This window comes from Janibacter sp. A1S7, from assembly GCF_037198315.1.
GTDB lineage: Bacteria > Actinomycetota > Actinomycetes > Actinomycetales > Dermatophilaceae > Janibacter > Janibacter alittae.
Map to the genome: position 1 here is coordinate 3,048,723 of NZ_CP144913.1, position 16,804 is coordinate 3,065,526.

General features: G+C 71.4%; 16 protein-coding genes. 7 read left to right on the top strand and 9 right to left on the bottom strand.

Annotated features, from left to right (window positions below; translation table 11 throughout):
* Positions 1-62: 62 nt before the first annotated feature.
* From V1351_RS14710 to V1351_RS14720, 3 genes are read right to left on the bottom strand one after another with little or no spacing between them, the layout of a single operon-like run.
* Positions 63-953, bottom strand: coding sequence for a sucrase ferredoxin (locus V1351_RS14710; protein WP_338748942.1), 891 nt, complete (start codon positions 951-953; stop codon positions 63-65).
* Positions 954-963: 10 nt separating this feature from the next.
* Positions 964-2,196: a cupin domain-containing protein gene (locus tag V1351_RS14715; RefSeq protein ID WP_338748943.1), complete on the bottom strand. Its 1,233-nt coding sequence runs from the start codon at positions 2,194-2,196 to the stop codon at positions 964-966.
* A complete protein-coding gene (locus V1351_RS14720; protein ID WP_338748944.1) occupies positions 2,193-2,399 on the bottom strand; it encodes a hypothetical protein in 207 nt (68 codons plus the stop codon). The genes V1351_RS14715 and V1351_RS14720 overlap by 4 nt, the downstream gene beginning before the upstream one ends.
* Positions 2,400-2,639: 240 nt before the next feature.
* Here V1351_RS14720 and V1351_RS14725 point away from each other — a divergent pair, with 240 nt between their 5' ends.
* Complete coding sequence (locus V1351_RS14725; RefSeq protein ID WP_338748945.1) at positions 2,640-3,923, top strand: saccharopine dehydrogenase family protein; 1,284 nt, start codon at positions 2,640-2,642, stop codon at positions 3,921-3,923.
* Positions 3,924-3,971: 48 nt separating this feature from the next.
* Here the strand turns inward: V1351_RS14725 and V1351_RS14730 are convergent, their stop codons facing one another.
* The 3 genes from V1351_RS14730 to V1351_RS14740 are packed head-to-tail and all read right to left on the bottom strand — an operon-like array spanning position 3,972 to position 6,203.
* On the bottom strand, positions 3,972-5,066 hold the full coding sequence (locus tag V1351_RS14730) for a GNAT family N-acetyltransferase (protein ID WP_338748946.1): 1,095 nt from the start codon (positions 5,064-5,066) through the stop codon (positions 3,972-3,974).
* Positions 5,063-5,872, bottom strand: a complete 810-nt coding sequence (locus V1351_RS14735) for a crotonase/enoyl-CoA hydratase family protein (protein ID WP_338748947.1) — start codon at positions 5,870-5,872, stop codon at positions 5,063-5,065. The genes V1351_RS14730 and V1351_RS14735 overlap by 4 nt, the downstream gene beginning before the upstream one ends.
* A 10-nt stretch (positions 5,873-5,882) precedes the next feature.
* A complete protein-coding gene (locus tag V1351_RS14740; RefSeq protein WP_338748948.1) occupies positions 5,883-6,203 on the bottom strand; it encodes a hypothetical protein in 321 nt (106 codons plus the stop codon).
* Positions 6,204-6,246: 43 nt separating this feature from the next.
* On the opposite strand from V1351_RS14740, the gene V1351_RS14745 reads away from it, so the two are divergent.
* On the top strand, positions 6,247-6,750 hold the full coding sequence (locus tag V1351_RS14745; protein ID WP_338748949.1) for a hypothetical protein: 504 nt from the start codon (positions 6,247-6,249) through the stop codon (positions 6,748-6,750).
* Between the two features lie 214 nt (positions 6,751-6,964).
* Here the strand turns inward: V1351_RS14745 and V1351_RS14750 are convergent, their stop codons facing one another.
* On the bottom strand, positions 6,965-7,435 hold the full coding sequence (locus tag V1351_RS14750; protein ID WP_338748950.1) for an SRPBCC family protein: 471 nt from the start codon (positions 7,433-7,435) through the stop codon (positions 6,965-6,967).
* Positions 7,432-9,981 (bottom strand): MMPL family transporter, encoded by a 2,550-nt coding sequence (locus tag V1351_RS14755; protein WP_338748951.1) that lies wholly within the window; start codon positions 9,979-9,981, stop codon positions 7,432-7,434. Before V1351_RS14755 ends, V1351_RS14750 begins: the two co-directional genes overlap by 4 nt.
* Before the next feature lie 88 nt (positions 9,982-10,069).
* On the opposite strand from V1351_RS14755, the gene V1351_RS14760 reads away from it, so the two are divergent.
* The 4 genes from V1351_RS14760 (at position 10,070) to ppdK (ending at position 15,229) form a co-directional block, all read left to right on the top strand.
* Positions 10,070-11,284 (top strand): MFS transporter, encoded by a 1,215-nt coding sequence (locus V1351_RS14760; protein ID WP_338748952.1) that lies wholly within the window; start codon positions 10,070-10,072, stop codon positions 11,282-11,284.
* A 57-nt stretch (positions 11,285-11,341) separates the two neighbouring features.
* Positions 11,342-11,857: a GNAT family N-acetyltransferase gene (locus V1351_RS14765; protein ID WP_422388984.1), complete on the top strand. Its 516-nt coding sequence runs from the start codon at positions 11,342-11,344 to the stop codon at positions 11,855-11,857.
* The gene (locus V1351_RS14770; RefSeq protein ID WP_338748953.1) at positions 11,857-12,393 is read left to right on the top strand and encodes an SRPBCC family protein; all 537 of its coding nucleotides are present in this window, start codon (positions 11,857-11,859) and stop codon (positions 12,391-12,393) included. The genes V1351_RS14765 and V1351_RS14770 overlap by 1 nt, the downstream gene beginning before the upstream one ends.
* A 118-nt stretch (positions 12,394-12,511) precedes the next feature.
* A complete protein-coding gene (gene ppdK / locus V1351_RS14775) occupies positions 12,512-15,229 on the top strand; it encodes a pyruvate, phosphate dikinase (RefSeq protein WP_338748954.1) in 2,718 nt (905 codons plus the stop codon).
* 212 nt (positions 15,230-15,441) lie between these two features.
* Here ppdK and V1351_RS14780 read toward each other — a convergent pair whose 3' ends face one another.
* Positions 15,442-15,588, bottom strand: coding sequence for a hypothetical protein (locus tag V1351_RS14780; protein ID WP_338748955.1), 147 nt, complete (start codon positions 15,586-15,588; stop codon positions 15,442-15,444).
* A 108-nt stretch (positions 15,589-15,696) separates the two neighbouring features.
* On the opposite strand from V1351_RS14780, the gene V1351_RS14785 reads away from it, so the two are divergent.
* Positions 15,697-16,599 carry a LysR family transcriptional regulator gene (locus V1351_RS14785; protein WP_338748956.1) on the top strand — a complete coding sequence of 301 codons (903 nt, stop codon included), beginning with the start codon at positions 15,697-15,699 and terminating at the stop codon, positions 16,597-16,599.
* Positions 16,600-16,804 lie beyond the last annotated feature (205 nt).

The window sequence follows — 16,804 nt, forward strand, 5'->3', positions numbered from 1 at the left end:
GCCGGCGTGGGCCTCGGGTCCGCCCACGCGAGGACCACCGGGGGCGAAGGGGGCCGCCCGGGTCAGGCGGGGGTCGTCACCGTGAAGAGCGCCTGCTGCTTGGGCGCCCCGTTGCAGGTGAGGACGTGGGCCTGACTCATCGTGCGGGTCACCAGCCGGCGGTGGACCGAACCCGCCAGATCGATGTCCACGCGCCAGGTCCCCGAGCCGAGATCGGTCGAGGTCGGCTCCGCGACGTCCGCGAGTCGGGCGTCCGGCACCGACCCGAGCACGTCGTGCACCGCCACTTGGACGACCGGTGCCCAGCAGCTGCGCCCGCGCCAGCGATCGAGGTCGACGTGACCGTCGAAGTGGTCAAGGACGACCCGCGGCGCGCTGTCGCCGTCGAGCCTCCCGTACATCGAGCCCTCGGGCAGCAGTGCCGCGTTGCCCGCGAAGCGGTCCCCGCCCAGGTGGGTGGTCTCCCACACCGCGCCGGGCAGCACGTCGTCGAGCACCGCAGCCACGACCCGCCCGTCGATGGCGCAGCAGACGTCCTTGCGGGCGTGCGTGCACACCAGGGCGAGGGGCTCCCGGCTCGCGTCGGGCAGGTCGTCGAAGCGTCCGGCGAGCTCGACGAGATCCTGCGGTGTCCGCCAGGTCGAGCGTCCGACGAGTCCGCGGCGCACGTCGACGAGGAAAACCGGCTGCAGCCCTTCGGACTCGACGAGCGGGCCCTCGAGGCGACCATGGCGGCGCACCAGTTGCAGACGCGCTCCGAAGCGGTTCAGCTGCTGGGACAACGCGGCAGCGACCTCGGTGAGCGGTTCTGCGTTGATGGCCTTCTGCGGCCACGGCCCGGGGTGCCCGACGAGGAACCAGTAGGGGGCCGGCACCGCCGTCCCGACAGGCACATCCCCCCGCTCGCGGGCGGCGAGCGAGCACCGGTTGCGGGAGTCTGCGGGAGTGCTCACGTGATCGACCCTAACCCTCCTCCCGCAACCCGGGCAGGGTCCCCACCCCGGCCAGGAGCAGGCGGCGGGCGAGACCGTCATCGAGGTCGACGGGTTCACCGTCGAGCCACCGACCCACCGTGACCGCCTCCCCCTCGCGCAGCGGCAGTCGCCCGGTCCGGGAGACGAGCAGGTACCCGTCGTCGCCGCGCTCGATCCGGGCCGCGAGGTGCAGACGCGGCCGCAGCCGGGGACCCACCACACCGTCTGCCGCCGCCACGGTGGCGACCGGGGGTACCGGCGCGGGTCGCTGCCCGGCCCGGTGGCGGGCCGCCAGGCCGTGGGCCACCTGCTGTGCGTCGACATCGGCCAGGGCATCCAGCAGAGCGGCTCGCACCTGCTCCACCTCGTCCCCGATGGCATCCGCGTCACCGACGTCCACCCCGGGGCGAAGGGGGGTGCGCTGGTCCGCGCGGCCGAGGACCTCCCTGCGCGCCCGGTCCAGGAGGGTCTCGGCGAGGTGCCCGCGGTGCCACACGTGCACACCGACCGTCACGTGCGTGCTGACCCCACCCAGCGCGGTGGCGGCGTGCAACCACCCGCGAGGGACGTAGAGGGTGTCGCCGGGCCGCAGGGTGACCTCGAGGCGGGGCGGCGCCGACGCGGCCTGCTCGACCGCCTCGGCGTGCTCCTGCCACGGCTGGTCGCGAAGGGGGTGGGTCACCACGGGCGGGTACAGGCGCCAGCGCTTCTCCCCGGCGACCTGCAGGACGAAGACGTCGTGCACGTCGTAGTGCGCGGAGAAGCCGGTGCTCTGCGCGGGGGTGATGTAGGCGTTGACCTGCACGGGGTGCCCGAGGTCGGCGGCGAGCTGCTGCGAGAAGTCCAGCAACGGCGGGTGGGTGCGGTGCAGCCCCTGCAGGACGAGGGAGTGGCCCTCGGCGAAGAGACGCAGCAGGGCCGTGTCGTCGAGCTGGTCGGTGATCGCCGCGCCGACGCCACCACCTCGGGTGAACTCGGCATCGGGCAGGGTGCGCCCGTCGCGTGCCACCCGGAGGAAGGGCGCGCGCAGGCCCCGACGGGAAAGCAGGTCGTCCACGTCACCGGGACCGAGCAGGTCGGCGAAGGGGGTCGGCAGCGCTGCCGCCGGGACGTGCCGGGGCTCCCGGCCCCAGATCTGCGCGAGCCGGTCCGGGTCGAGGCCGGTGATGCGACGCAGGCCGGTGCACCGCGTCGATGCACCGGCCCCGGGGGTGTCGTTCACTCAGGCGCTGCCGTCGGCACCGCCGTCACCGGCACCACCATCAGCGCCGCCGTCACCGGCACCACCGTCGGCGCCACCGTCACCGGCACCACCGTCGGCGCCACCGTCACCGGCACCACCATCAGCGCCACCGTCACCGGCACCACCATCAGCGCCACCGTCACCGGCACCACCATCAGCGCCACCGTCACCGGCACCACCATCAGCGCCACCGTCACCGCCAGCGGTGAGCGGCTGGTCGGTCGGCATCCCACCGATCGTTTCGTCGGACAGGTCCGGAGTGTTCTGCGGAGGCTGCGTCATGGTGCTTCTCCTTTGCTCTTGGTGGACGGTGCGTGCTGCACCGCCGTCACCCCCATGTCTACCCACAAGGCGGCCCCGGCAAAAGCCCCCGGGCCCTCGGGTGTGCAAAGGGCTTGCAGGACAACGGTTACTGTCGTGTCATGACTTCCCCCACTGACCGGCGCGAGTACGACATCGTCCTCGTCGGCGCGACCGGTTTCGTCGGTCGCCTCACGGCGGCCCACCTGCGGGACCACGCACCCGAGGGCCTGCGCATCGCCCTGGCCGGGCGCTCCCGGGCCAAGCTGGACGCCGTCGCTGCCGAGATGGGTGGTGCCGCCGGCTCGTGGCCACGCCTGATCATCGACGTCACGGACCCGGCCGCGTGCGCCGACATCGCCGCGTCGACCCGCGTCCTGGTCACGACCGTCGGCCCCTACGCCCGCTACGGCTACGAGCTGGTCAAGGCCTGCGCGTTGGCCGGCACGCACTACGCGGACCTGACCGGTGAGGTCCTCTTCGTCCGCGACACCAGCGAGGCCTTCCACGACGTCGCCCACCGCAGCGGTGCCCGGGTCGTCCACTCGTGCGGCTTCGACTCCATCCCCTCCGACCTCGGCGTCCTGGAGACCGCGCGGGTGGTGGCCGAGGAGGGGGCCGGGCAGCTGACCGACACGGTCCTCTACGTGCGCAGCCTCAAGGGTGCACTCTCCGGCGGCACCATCGACTCCATGCGCCAGCAGGCCATCGCCGCACGTGAGTCCCTCGAGGCCCGACGTGCCATGACCGACCCCTACGGCCTCAGTCCCGACCGGGCGGCCGAGCCGACCCGCGCCGAGCGGATCGAGGCCGGGACGAAGGACGAGTCGTCAGGCCCGCTCAAGCGCTTCGGCTCCCGCCTCCCGGTACGTCGGACGGACGACGGCCACTGGACGGGCCCCTTCATCATGGCCTCCTACAACACACGGATCGTGCGTCGCAGCAACGCCCTGCTGGACTGGCGGTACGGACGAGCCTTCCGCTACCACGAGGTGAGCGACTTCGGGACGCGCCGGTCCTCCCCCTTCGCCGCCACCGGCATGACCGCCGGACTGCTCGGCCTCGTCGGCGGCATGTCCTTCCGGCCGACCCGGGCGCTGCTCGCCAAGGTGCTGCCGGCCCCCGGAGAGGGGCCGGACGAGGAGGCACGCGCCAACGGCCGCTTCCGGATGGAGGTCGTCGCCACGACGACGAGCGGGGCGCGGTACGCCACGACCGTCGCGGCCAAGGCCGACCCCGGCTACAACGGCACGGCGATCATGCTCGGACAGTCCGCGCTCTGCCTCGCCGAGGACGACCTCACGAGCGAAGGGGGCGTGCTCACCCCCGCGGTGGCGCTCGGCCCGGCGCTCGTGGAGCGCCTGCGGGAGCACGACTTCGTCATCGAGACCCGCCGCCTGGACTGACCCGCACTCCCCCCTTCGCACGCGCCCAAGCAGTCGCGCAGGGGGTCGTCAGTCGTCCAGGCGCGCCGAGGGCACCGGGTCGTCCGTGCCCTCGAGACGCACGTCGCGGTGCCACGACTCGGTGCGGTAGCGGGTGGTCCACCCCATCGACTCGTAGAGTCCGTCGGCGCCCGTCGGGCTGTCCGCGTCGACCTCGAGGGACACGCGGTTGCGACCACGTCTGGCGGTGTCGGCGAGGACGGTGTGCAGCAGCGCCTTGGCCACACCCCGCCCGCGCGCCAGGCGGTGAACGCCGATGTAGTCGATGTAGGTGCCCTCGACGCCACCCTCATCGGGCGGCAGCACGAGCGCGGCGACGGCACCGCCCGGGACCCACTGGCCCTCGACGTCGATGTCGGCGATCCACCAGTGGTCCCAGCGGTGGCCGGGGGACTCCCGCAACCGGGCGAGGAACTCGGGGAAGGACTCCCGGTAGGAGTTGAAGTGGTCCGCGAAGGACTCCTCGATCATCCGGTAGACCGACTGCAGGTCGGCCGCCACGGGAGTGCCGTCCTCACGCTTGGCGATCCGCCGGGCGACGACCCCCTCGCGGCGGTGGGTCTCGGCCAGGTCCTCGTCACCGGGTCGGCGAGGGCGCGTCATCTGCAGCCAGGTCCGGGCGAGGTGGTACCCGGCCGGGGCGAGCATCGAGCGCAGGCGGTCGTCGGCCTCGTGCACGGAGACATCGAGTCGCGTGCCGCCGAGGCCGCGTCCGCGGGCGATGCTCAGGGCGACCTGCTCGGCCCAGTCGAGCAGGATCCCGGCGAGGTGCTGCTCCTGCTCGCGGGTGAGCCCGGGGTCGGCGGTCAGGTCGACGTTGGTCCGTCCGGCGGCCCGGTCGTGGACGCGGGCCCACACCCGGATCCGCCCCTCGGTGTCGAGCACGACGACCTGACGACGGGTCCAGGCGCCCTGCCCGACGGCTTCGCCGGCGATCACGTCCGCCTGGACGGTGCCGGAGCCCTCGACCTCGAGCTTCTCCGCGAGGGCGAGCCCGACGATCTCCTCGACGTCCGCCTCCTCCGGCGCGCGACTCACCCAGCCCTCGGGGAGCCCCGCGGGGACGATCGGGAGGAAGCCGGCCTGCGGGTCCCCCTCGGTCATCGCACGAGCTTCCGGCTGCGCGGCAGGTACTCGGGCGGCTGCCGCTGGACATTGGCCTGACGGGCACGTCGGGTGTTCGCGCCGAAGAGCAGCCCCAGCTGCTCGACGCGCTCCCGGACGAAGGTGGCGCGTGGGCCCTTGTGCCACGTGTCGTCGAAGAGCCGCTTGGTGCTGGCGAGTGCGTCCGGCGAGCGCTCGGACAGCTGAGTGGCCAGCATCGTCGCCGCAGCGACGGGGTCGAGCGCCAGCTCGGTGACGAGGCCGAGTTCCTTGGCCTGCTGCCCGGAGATCTTCTCCGCCGTCATCGTCAGCTTCTTGGCGACGTCGATGCCGACGAGCTGGGAGAGTGCGTGCACGCCCGACATGTCCGGGATGATCCCCCACCTGCCCTCGAGGACCGACCAGGTCGCCTCGGGGTGGGAGATGCGGAAGTCGGCCGCGAGCGCGATCTGCAGGCCGCCACCGAGACAGTGGCCGTCGACGGCGGCGATGACGGGCACCGGGATCCGGCGCAGCGCCCAAGCCGCCTCCTGGAAGGTGTTGGTCCCGCGCCAGGGCCGCGGTACGAAGCGGGCGAAGATCCCCGCCTGGTCCTTCATCGCCGAGCCGAAGTCCAGTCCGGCGCAGAAGGAGTCGCCCTCCCCGGAGACGATGACCGCGCGCAGGCGGCGGTCGCTGCGCAGCCCGTGGGCCGCGGCCGCGAGGTCGTCGAGCATCTCCAGGGTGAGCGCGTTGAGCTTGTCGGGCCGGTCCAGGCGCAGGTGCGCGACACCGTCCTCGATCGTGGTGGTGACGTGGCGGGGCATGCGCCCCAGCCTATGCGTCCGCGATCGCGGCGAGGAGGTCCGTCAGGATCTGGGCGGTCTCGGCGGCGGTCTCGGAGGACCCGGAGACGAGCACGCCGTGGCCGGCCACGACGCCCACGCACTGGTAGTTGGCGCTCGTGCTCAACTTGCCGCAGGTGATCTCGCCGTGCTTGGAGGTGTCCTCCCAGATCCGGTCGTAGAACCCCTCGACCTGGTCGCGGGGAATGGCGACGACACTCAGCGCCTCGTCGTCGCCCTTGCGGTAGATCGCCAGGGTGTCCGTCGCGCTGTCGCTCTTGGTCCAGTCGCCGAAGGAGTCCGGGAAGGCCACGGACGGGACGGTTCCGGTTGAGGACGGCGACGACGAGGTCGGCGTGGGCGTGGTGGAGGTGTCGTCCGAGGGCGAGCTCGTCGTGCTGCTCGTCGAGGAGGTGGCGCTCGAGGTGGACGTGCTCGACGTCGTGGTCGAGGTCGACGTGCTGCTCGTGGTGGTGCTCGTGCTGCTCGGGGTGGAGGCGGACTCCGACGGGCTCGTCATCGACTCCGGCGCCTCGGCGTCATCGTCCCTGACCGCCCAGAAGCCGCCGATGCAGCACAGGATGACCACGAGCACGACCAGGCCGGCGATCGCCGCGAGGACACCGCCCGTCAGTCGCTTGCGCGGGGGTGGGCCCGGTTCGGGACGCTCCTCGTCCCACGACCCACCGTGCGGCCCCGACGGCGGCTGCCCACCACCCGACCCACCCGCGGACGCGGACGCGGGTGAACCGGTGGGTGGGTACGCCATGACATGCATGGTCACACAGGACGCGGCGCGTCCGTGGAACCTCCCCGGCGGCGGCATCGCGTGTCCGACGCCGACGGATCGGCCGACATGACGACGCAGGCGGGACTCTCCCCTGCGGAGTCCCGCCTGCGTCTGCCGTGGCCCCCCTGCGGTCCACGGTCCGGTGGTGGCGGGCGATTCCCCTTTCGCCTGCCGCCACAACACAACCTATGGCGGGACTGGCCGGGGGGTCGATGAGGAGAAGTACCCATCTCCTACGGGGGCACCCGGGAGAGGACGAAGGGGGATCTCCCCCCCCTTCGCCGTCAGCTGCGCTCGAGGAGCGCCTTGAGTCGCTCGAGGGTCGTGGCCATGCCCAGGGTCAACTCCTGGTCGAACTCCCCGACACCCCCGAGGACCTTCTCCTGCAGCATCCGGGAGACCTTCGTCGTGCCGTTCGGCGCCTCGCGCCGGTGGACCACCCGGGTTCCGGTGGCCGTGGGGGTCAGCTCGAAGGACCAGATGCTCGCGTTGTCCTTGATCCGGAACGCGTAGTCGCGTGTCGGCTCGAAACGCACGACCTTCGCGCGGGTGGGCCACAGCAGCGGCCCACGCCTGTTGATGTTGATCGTGCGCGTGCCCAGCCCCACCGGCGCGGTCCCGACGACGTGGGTGCGCAGCACCTGGTCGCTCAGCCCACCCAGGGCGCGCGGGTCGGCGATCACGGCCCACACGGCCTCGGGCGGGGCGGCGATCTCGGTCTCGGTCTCGAGCAGCGGTGCGTTCGTGGTCGTCATGCATTGACCCTATGCGCGGGCTCAGCCTCGAGCTGGTCACTCGTGACCGGTTCCACCCCGGTGGTCGACCCCTCGGTGGCCCCGGGGCGCTGCGCCTCGAGGGCTGCGCCCTCGACATCGAGGTTGGGCAGGATCCGATCCAGCCATCGCGGCATCCACCACGCACTGTCCCCCAGCAGGTGCATCACTGCGGGGGTGAGCGTCATGCGCACCAGCAGGGCGTCGACGAGCACACCGACGGCCAGCGCGAAGCCGATCGGTCGGATCATCGTCAGGTGGGCGAAGATGAAGCCCGCGAAGACCGCAGACATGATCAGCGCCGCCGCGAGGACGACCTTCGCGCCGTGGGTGAAGCCGGTACGGACCGCCGCGCGAGCGGTGCTGCCGTGGGTGTAGGCCTCACGCATCCCGGACACGAGGAACATCTGGTAGTCCATCGCCAGCCCGAAGAGCACACCGATGAGCATGATCGGCATGAAGCTGAGCATCGGCCCCGGGGTGTCGACGGCGAAGATCGCGCCGAGCCACCCCCACTGGTAGACCGCCACGGCGGCGCCGAAGGAGGCGGCGACCGACAGCAGGAACCCGGCCGTGGCCACCAGCGGCACGAGGAGGCTGCGGAAGACGATCGTCATCAGCACCAGGGAGAGCCCGATGACGATGGCCAGGTAGGTCGGCAGGGCTGCAGCGAGCTGGCGGGAGACCTCGACGTTGGCGACGGTCTGGCCGGTCAGGCCGATCTGCGAGTCGGTGGCCCGGCCGATCGCGGCGGTGCTCGCGTTGAGCTCACGCACCGTCTGCGCGGTCTCGGCGTCGGCCGGTCCGGACTCGGTCACCACCTGGAAGGCCAGTGTCTGCCGGTCCTCGGCGACGCCGAAGGGCACGACCGCGTGGACGCCGTCGACGGCCATGAGGCGGTCGACGAGATCGGCCTGCTCGAGCAGGACGGCGTCCTGGTCGGCGGCCGGCTCGTCCAGGTCGGCCACGGCGATGATCGGACCGTTGGCGCCGGCCCCGAAGTGCTCGTCGACCTGGACATAGGCCCTGTGGGCCGTCGTCCCGGCCGGCTCGCTCGACCCGTCCGGCAGGGCCAGTCGAAGGGAGAGCGCCGGCACCGCCACCACGCCGCAGAGGAGGATGACCGCCGCGACGACGAGACCGGGACGCCGGGTCACGCCGCGGACGTAGCCACCACCGTGCTCCTCGTCCGCTCCGGCCCTCTGCCAGCCGCGACGGGAGATCACCCGACGACCGGCCAGCCCCAGGAGCGCCGGGGTCAGCGTGAGGGCGACGGCGACCGCGACCGCGACCGTGGCAGCCGCGACCAGACCCATCTGGCCCAGCAGCGGGATCGGGGCGACGACCAGGGCCATCAGGGCGATGGCGACCGTCGTCCCCGCGACCACGACCGCCGATCCGGCCGTGCCGACGGCGTGCGCGATCGAGTCGGTCATCTCGTGCCCACCGAGCAGCTGGTTGCGGTGGCGGTTGACGATGAAGAGGGAGTAGTCGATCCCGACGGCCAGGCCGAGCATGAGCGCCAGCGCCGGGGTCATCGAGTGCATGTCGAAGAAGTGGGTCGTCGCCATCGCGCCGGCCAGTCCGACGCCGACACCCAGCAGGGCCCCGGCGATCGGCAGGCCTGCGGCGATGATCGACCCGAGAGCGATCAGCAGGACGATGCCGGCGACGACGAGACCGACGGCCTCGCCCGGACCGACGAGTGAGTTCTCCTGGGTGATCTCGACGCTGTACTCGGCCTCGACGCCGGCATCCTGCAGTTGCGCGCCGATCCGGGGGATGGCCTCCTTGACCTCGGGGTCGACCGAGTGGGTGTTGGTGTCGAACTGGATCTGGGTCAGCGCATACCCGTCGTCGGTGACGAACTCGGTGTCCGCGGCGCCCGCGAGGACGGACTCCCCGGCCCGGTGGGCGGCGCGCCCGTCGGCCAGCTCCTCCTCACCTGCCTCGTACTCCTCCTTGGCCTCGGCGAGCTGCTCCTGGCCGTCGGCCACCTGCTGACGGATCTGCGGGAGGCGATCGGAGTCGGGGTCGTTCTCCTCGAAGAACTCGATCCATGCCTTGCCGTAGTCGACCTGCCCCTGTGCTTCGGAGATCTGGGTCCAGGCGTCGTCGAGCTGCTCCTGACCGGAGGTGATCTCCTCCTCGCCCTCCTCCAGGGTGGTGGCCGACTCGTCCAGCTGCTGCTGGTTGTCGAAGGGACTGAGGACGTCCTTGACGTGCGGGGTGTCCTCCCACTCGGCGAAGACCTCGTCGATCGCGGCCCGCTGCCGAGGGGTGAACTCACCCTGCGAGCTGTGCAGGACGACGGTGCCGAATCCGCCCGCGGCCTCGGGGATCGAGGTCTGCAGGTCGTCCAGCACCTGCTCGAACTCGCTGCCGGGCACGGTGACCTCATTGGTCATCGGGCGCGAGAAGGCCAGAGCCGCAGCGCCGACGCCCACCAGCACGACGAGCCAGAGGGCGAGCACGGCCTTGGCGTGCGTGGCACACCACCGGCCGAGGCGGTGCAGGCGTAGGGCCATGGAAGAACTCCCGGGGTCATGAACGAGGTGGGCAAGCCTTTACTACAAATGTAGAGCGGTTCCGGCGTCACGTCAAAGGTGCGGGAGGATGTCCGGCGTGCCCCTCCCTTCGCCCTCCCCCGCCACCGGTGGCCGGGGCCACTCGACGACGCTGGCGCTGGTTGCCCTCGTCCTGGGCGGGATCGGCATCGGGACCACGGAATTCGTCACCATGGGACTCCTCCCGGAGATCGCCGCGGGCATCGACACCTCGATCCCCCGGGCCGGGCACACGATCTCCGCGTACGCCCTCGGCGTCGTGGTCGGCGCCCCCACGATCGCCGTCCTGGGCAACCGACTCCCCCGACGGGAGCTGCTCGTCGCGCTGATGCTCCTCTTCGCGCTGGGCAATTCCGCCAGCGCGCTCGCGCCCGGCTACGGCACGCTCCTGCTCTCCCGCTTCGTCGCCGGCATCCCGCACGGCGCCTTCTTCGGGATCGCCTCGATCGTCGCCTTCGACATCGTCGCCCCCGGCCGCGGGGGGTGGGCGGTCAGCCGGATCATGCTCGGCATCCCGATCGCCAACGTCGCGGGCGTACCGCTCGCGACCTGGCTGGGTCAGCAGACCGGCTGGCGCTCGGCGTACTGGCTCGTCGCGGCCATCGGCCTGCTCACCGCGCTGCTCGTCAGCACGCTCGTCCCCCACCAGCCCGGCGACCGCGAGGCCAGGGTACGCAGCGAGCTGGCCGCCTTCCTCGACTCGCAGGTGTGGTTGACCCTGCTCGTCGGCGCGGTCGGCTTCGGGGGGGTGTTCGCGATGTACTCCTACATCTCGCCGATCCTGCGCAACCAGACCGGCCTGCCGGCCGACGCCGTCCCGATCTACCTCTTCATCTACGGCATCGGCGGGCTGCTCGGCACGATCGTCGCCGGCCGGCTGGTCGACCGCTCGGTGCTGCACACGCTCGTGTGGTCGACGGTCGCCACCGGCGCGAGCCTGGCCCTCTTCGCCTGGGCCGCCGACTGGGCCGTCCCCGCGGGGATCGTGCTGCTCCTGGTGTGCATCTCCGTCTCGGCCTTCGTCCTGGCCCTCCAGCTGCGACTGATGGAGGTCGCCGGCAGGGCCCGCACCCTCGGCGCCGCCGGCAACCACGCCGCCCTGAACATCGCCAACGCCCTGGGCGCCTGGCTCGGCGGCGTCGTCCTCGCCGCCGGGTGGGGCTGGCGCGCCCCCTCGCTCGTCGGCGCCGGCCTCTCCGCCGCAGGCCTTCTCATCCTCCTCCTCTCGCTGCGGATCCACCGGGGCCGCACCACGCTCGACTGAGCTCCTCGCCGCGCAACTGCCCGGGGCCGTGCGAAGGGGGTGGCGCAGAATGTGCGCATGACTCATCCCGACATCCGGCCGGCCACGCCCGGCGACCTCCCCGACATCCTCCGGCTCGTCCACGAGCTCGCGGTCTACGAGCGGGAGCCGGACGCCGTCGAGGCGACCGAGGCGGACTTCGCGGCCGTCCTCTTCCCCACCGAGGGTGGGCCGACGGCCTTCTGCCACGTGGTCGAGGCCGACGAAGGGGGGACCCGTCGCGTCGTCGGCATGGCCCTGTGGTTCCTCACCTTCTCCACCTGGACCGGGCAGCAGGGCATCCACCTCGAGGACCTCTACGTCGAGCCCGAGCACCGGGGGTCGGGTCTGGGCAAGGCACTGCTGGTGCACCTCGCGCAGGTCGCCACCGAACGCGGGTACCGACGGCTGGAGTGGACGGTGCTGCGCTGGAACGAGCCGGCCATCGCGTTCTACGAGTCGCTCGCGGCGATGCCGCAGGTCGAGTGGGAGACCTACCGCCTCGACGGGGACGCGCTGACCCGGGTGGGCGCGCCGACGCCTACCGTGGCGTGATGACCCGCCAGAAGAGCGTCTCCGACAGCGTCGTCATCGACGTCGACCCGCAGACCGCCTACGCAGCCGTCAGCGACATCACCCAGATGGGTCGGTGGAGCCCGGAGAACCTCGGGGGCACGCTCGACGGTGGGGCCGAGGGCCCGGCCACCGGATCGGTCACCGTCGGCACCTCCTTCATCGGGCGCAACCGGCGCGGCCGGGCGCAGTGGGTCACCGGGTGCACCGTCACGGCCGCCGACCCGGGCGAGCGCTTCGCCTTCCGCGTGCACCGCATCGGGATCGGCGCCCCGAGGATCACGGGGAAGATCGCCACCTGGGACTACCGGTTCGAGGCCGTGGACGGTGGAACGCGCGTCACCGAGACGTGGACCGACGACCGCCCCTGGCCGGACGTCGTGGCCACGGTCTTCGACACGGTCGCCACCGGTGGACGCACCTTCGCGCAGTTCCAGAAGGGGAACATCCGACGCACTCTCGATCGCCTCAGGAGCGAGCTGGAGGACGGGCGCCGCACGGACGACAGCCGGGGCTGACCCCTTCGCGCCCGACCGTTCACCGCCCCCGCGCCCCCGCAGACGGAACCGGCGGGCGCGCCGCGCGACGTCGGTGCCATAGTGGGCGGGTTGCAGACCGCGCACAGGAGGCCAGACGGTGATTCAGTACGTCCACATGTTCAGCGACGGAGACAGGGACCAGAAGGACCTGCTCGGCGGCAAGGGAGCCAACCTCGCCGAGATGGTGAAGCTGGGCCTGCCCGTACCGCCCGGGTTCACCATCACCACCGAGGCCTGCCGTGCCTACCTGTCCGAGGGGCGGGTCCCGCCGGAGGTCCGCGTCGAGGTCACCCAGCGCCTGCGCGACGTCGAGGACCTCATCGGCCGCACCCTCGGCGACTCCGAGGAGCCGCTCCTGCTCTCCGTGCGCTCCGGCGCGAAGTACTCCATGCCGGGCATGATGGACACCGTCCTCAACGTCGGCCTCAACGACGACACCGTCCACTCGCTGTCCTCCTTCTCCGGTGACGCGCGCTTCGCGTGGGACTCCTACCGGCGCCTGATCCAGATGTTCGGCAAGACCGTCCTGGACGTCGACTCCGAGAAGTTCTCCGACGTCCTCGACCGGCACAAGGAGGAGGCCGGGGTCACCGCCGACGTCGACCTCACCGCCGAGCACCTCAAGCAGATCGTCGCCGAGTACAAGCAGATCGTCCTCGACGAGACCGGCTCCCCCTTCCCGCAGACGCCGCGCCGTCAGGTCGACCTGGCCATCGAGGCGGTCTTCCGCAGCTGGAACACCGAGCGGGCCAGCCTCTACCGCCGCCGCGAGCGCATCCCGGACGACCTCGGCACCGCCGTCAACGTCCAGGCCATGGTCTTCGGCAACCTCGGCGAGACCTCGGGCACCGGCGTCTGCTTCACCCGCGACCCCTCCTCCGGCCACTCCGGCATCTACGGCGACTACCTGCCCAACGCGCAGGGCGAGGACGTCGTCGCCGGCATCCGCAACACCCTCGCCCTGACCGACCTCGAGGACCGCGACCCTGCCGTCTCCCGCGAGCTGCGCACCGCCATGCGCCGACTCGAGACGCACTACCGGGACCTGTGCGACATCGAGTTCACCGTCGAGCGCGGCAAGCTGTGGATGCTGCAGACCCGCGTGGGCAAGCGCACCGCCGGTGCCGCCTTCCGCGTCGCGACCCAGCTGGTCGACGAGGACCTCATCACGATGGACGAGGCCCTCGAGCGGGTCACCGGTGAGCAGCTAAACCAGCTGCTCTTCCCGCAGTTCGACCGCGACGCCGACCGCAGCCTCATCGCCGTGGGCATGGGCGCCTCGCCCGGTGCCGCCGTCGGACGGGTGGCCTTCGACAACGCGAGTGCGGAGGCAGCCCAGGCCGCCGGTGACTCCGTGATCCTCGTGCGTCGGGAGACCTCGCCCGAGGACCTGCCCGGCATGATCGCCGCGGCCGGCGTGCTCACCGCGCGCGGCGGCAAGACCTCGCACGCGGCCGTCGTGGCCCGCGGCATGGGCAAGTGTGCCGTCGTCGGCGCCGAGGACCTGGTCGTCGACGTCGCGAAGCAGCAGATCCGCGTCGGCGAGCACGTCATCAACGTGGGCGACACCCTGGCCATCGACGGCAAGACGGGTGAGGTCTTCCTCGGTGACGTCCACGTCATCGACTCCCCCGTCATGACCTACATCTCCGAAGGCGTCGATGCCGCATTGGCGATCGCCGACGACGACGAGACCAAGGAGCTCATCGACGCGGTGCACCGCCTGCTCACCCACGCGGACGCGCGCCGTCGGCTGCGGGTGCGCGCCAACGCCGACACCGGCGAGGACGCGCAGCGTGCGCGCGACCGGGGCGCCGAGGGCATCGGCCTGTGCCGCACCGAGCACCAGTTCCTCGGGGAGCGACGGCTGCAGATCGAACGGGTCGTGCTCGCCGAGACCGACGAGGAGCGCGATGCCGCGCTGGCGGAGCTGCTCCAGCCCCAGGTCGAGGACTTCGTCGACCTGCTCACCGCGATGGACGGGCTGCCGACGACGATCCGGCTCATCGACCCGCCGCTGCACGAGTTCCTCCCCGACCTGACCGACCTGACGGTCAAGGTCGCCCTGGCCGAGGAGCGCGGCGAGACCGGCGAGGAGATCGACCGGGCCCGCAAGCTGCGCGACGCCGTGCGCTCGATGCACGAGGCCAACCCGATGCTCGGCCTGCGCGGCGTGCGTCTCGGGCTGAAGATCCCGGGCCTCTTCGCGCTGCAGATCCGGGCGATCGCCGAGGCGGTCGTGCGGCTGCGCGAGGAGGGCAAGGATCCCCAGCCGGAGATCATGGTGCCGCTCATCGGGTCCAACCGTGAGCTGGTCATCGTCCGTGCCCAGGCGGAGAAGATCATCGCCGAGGTCGCCGAGGCCCACAACCAGTCGCTGGACCTGCCGATCGGCTGCATGATCGAGCTGCCGCGCGCGGCCCTGACGGCCAACCGCATCGCGCAGACGGCGGAGTTCATCTCCTTCGGCACCAACGACCTGACGCAGACGACGTGGGGCTTCTCCCGCGATGACGTCGAGACGGCGTTCTTCCCGAAGTACCTGGAGAACGGCGTGCTGACGATCTCCCCCTTCGAGACCCTGGACGCCCTCGGTGTCGGCGAGCTCGTGCGCATCGGCGTGGAGAAGGGGCGCGAGACCAACCCCGACCTCAAGTCGGGAGTCTGCGGCGAGCACGGCGGCGACCCCGAGTCGATCCACTTCTTCCACAACGCCGGACTGGACTACGTCAGCTGCTCGCCCTTCCGCGTGCCCGTCGCGCGCCTCGAGGCCGGCCGGGCGGTCGTCTTCACCGACGAGGTGGGGACCAAGTAGGGCCGCCGCCTCACCCGCCCCTCGATTATCGGGTCACCCGGTATTCACCCGCTCCCCACGAGTTCCCTACTCAGGCGAACCCGGAGAAACCCCGGGGGAGCCACCTCGGACGCGCGGTGACGCATGACGAAGGGGGCTTCGCGCCGTGTGGTGCGAAGCCCCCTTCGTCATGGGCGGGGTCGGGCTGGATGTCCCCCGAACCCCACCGAGGATCAGCGTGTGGAGAGCGAGGGGCGGAAGCGGTCGCTCATGCGCTGGTCATAGGGGGTGTGCGAGGTGTGCTCCGGGTCGTGCTCGGCCGCGTGCCGGGGCGCGTGCCTGCGCTCGGACCCGGGACGGAGTGCGTTCTTGGTGGTCATCCAGATCTTCTTCATGACCTTGATACTGCTGTGTTCAACTATCCTTCTCAAATTCAGAGTTCCGAATGATCATGCAGTTCTACTTCATTATTGGCTAGGATCCTGCACATGGTCGATGCACATCGCGTGAGGATCTTCTTGTCCGTCATGGCCTCCGGCTCGGTCAACGCCGCCGCAGAGCACCTGGGGTTGTCCCCCTCCGCAGTCAGTCAGCAGATCGCTGCATTGCAGAAGGAGACACAACTCACACTCTTCACCCGCGACGGTCGCGGCATCGCCCCCACTCCCGCGGCGCACACCCTCGCGCAGGAGAGCGCACCGCTGCTGTCGGAACTCAAGCGCATCGACGCCGTCGTCGACGACCTGCGCCAGGGGGCGACCGGATCACTGGAGATCGGCTACTTCGCATCGGCCGGCTACCGGTGGATGCCGCAGCTGGCCAAACGGATCCAGACGAAGATGCCCGACCTGACGCTGCGGATGGTGCTCACGGAGGGATACCCGGTGGGTGAGTCACCGCCCGTGGACATCGATGTCGTCCCCGTCGACCCGACGACCTCGGTGCGCCCGGGTCACCTGGTCACTCCGCTGATGACCGACCACTTCGTCGCGCTCGTGCCGGCCGGCCACCGCCTCGCGGGCCGACGCCGGGTCGAGATGTCCGAGCTCGCCGAGGAGAAGTGGATCAGCAACGACATCTCCGCCGGGATCACCCAGGACATGGTCGACCGGGCCTGTCGGGCAGCGGGATTCCGTCCGCGGTACACGGTCGAGGCGCAGGACCACCACACGGCGACGGCCTTCGTCGCGGCCGGAGTCGGCATCACGGTCCTGCCGGACATGGCCAGTCGCTCGCTGCCGAAGACCGTGCGCCGGCTGCGCCTGACCAAGCCCAACCCGGTCCGGGACCTGGTCGCCCTCACCGCGCCCGTGGCGCGCACCAACGAGGCAGCCACGCTGGCTGTGGATCTGCTCCAGCAGGTCGCCGCCGCGAGCGCCCGTCGGCGGTAGGCTTCACGCCCCACCCGTCACTCGATTCTCGGGCCACCCGATAAACCCCGCCTTCACACGAGTTCGAAACCCGGGTGACCCCCGAGGAAGTCCTGCTCAGCCACGCTGCGCGGCCGCACTCGGGCGAAGGGGGTGGCGCCGCCGGACGCTCTTGGCCGGCTCGGCCGACCGGATGCCGGGATCCGTCGAGAAGTGCCCACGGATG

Coding starts and splice junctions, on each gene's coding strand:
- V1351_RS14720 (WP_338748944.1), bottom strand. CDS start 2,399: ATGGTGGTGCCGGTGACGGTGGCGCTGATGGTGGTGCCGGTGACGGTG.
- V1351_RS14725 (WP_338748945.1), top strand. CDS start 2,640: ATGACTTCCCCCACTGACCGGCGCGAGTACGACATCGTCCTCGTCGGC.
- V1351_RS14730 (WP_338748946.1), bottom strand. CDS start 5,066: ATGACCGAGGGGGACCCGCAGGCCGGCTTCCTCCCGATCGTCCCCGCG.
- V1351_RS14735 (WP_338748947.1), bottom strand. CDS start 5,872: ATGCCCCGCCACGTCACCACCACGATCGAGGACGGTGTCGCGCACCTG.
- V1351_RS14750 (WP_338748950.1), bottom strand. CDS start 7,435: ATGACGACCACGAACGCACCGCTGCTCGAGACCGAGACCGAGATCGCC.
- V1351_RS14755 (WP_338748951.1), bottom strand. CDS start 9,981: ATGGCCCTACGCCTGCACCGCCTCGGCCGGTGGTGTGCCACGCACGCC.
- V1351_RS14760 (WP_338748952.1), top strand. CDS start 10,070: ATGTCCGGCGTGCCCCTCCCTTCGCCCTCCCCCGCCACCGGTGGCCGG.
- V1351_RS14765 (WP_422388984.1), top strand. CDS start 11,342: ATGACTCATCCCGACATCCGGCCGGCCACGCCCGGCGACCTCCCCGAC.
- V1351_RS14770 (WP_338748953.1), top strand. CDS start 11,857: ATGACCCGCCAGAAGAGCGTCTCCGACAGCGTCGTCATCGACGTCGAC.
- V1351_RS14780 (WP_338748955.1), bottom strand. CDS start 15,588: ATGACCACCAAGAACGCACTCCGTCCCGGGTCCGAGCGCAGGCACGCG.
- V1351_RS14785 (WP_338748956.1), top strand. CDS start 15,697: ATGGTCGATGCACATCGCGTGAGGATCTTCTTGTCCGTCATGGCCTCC.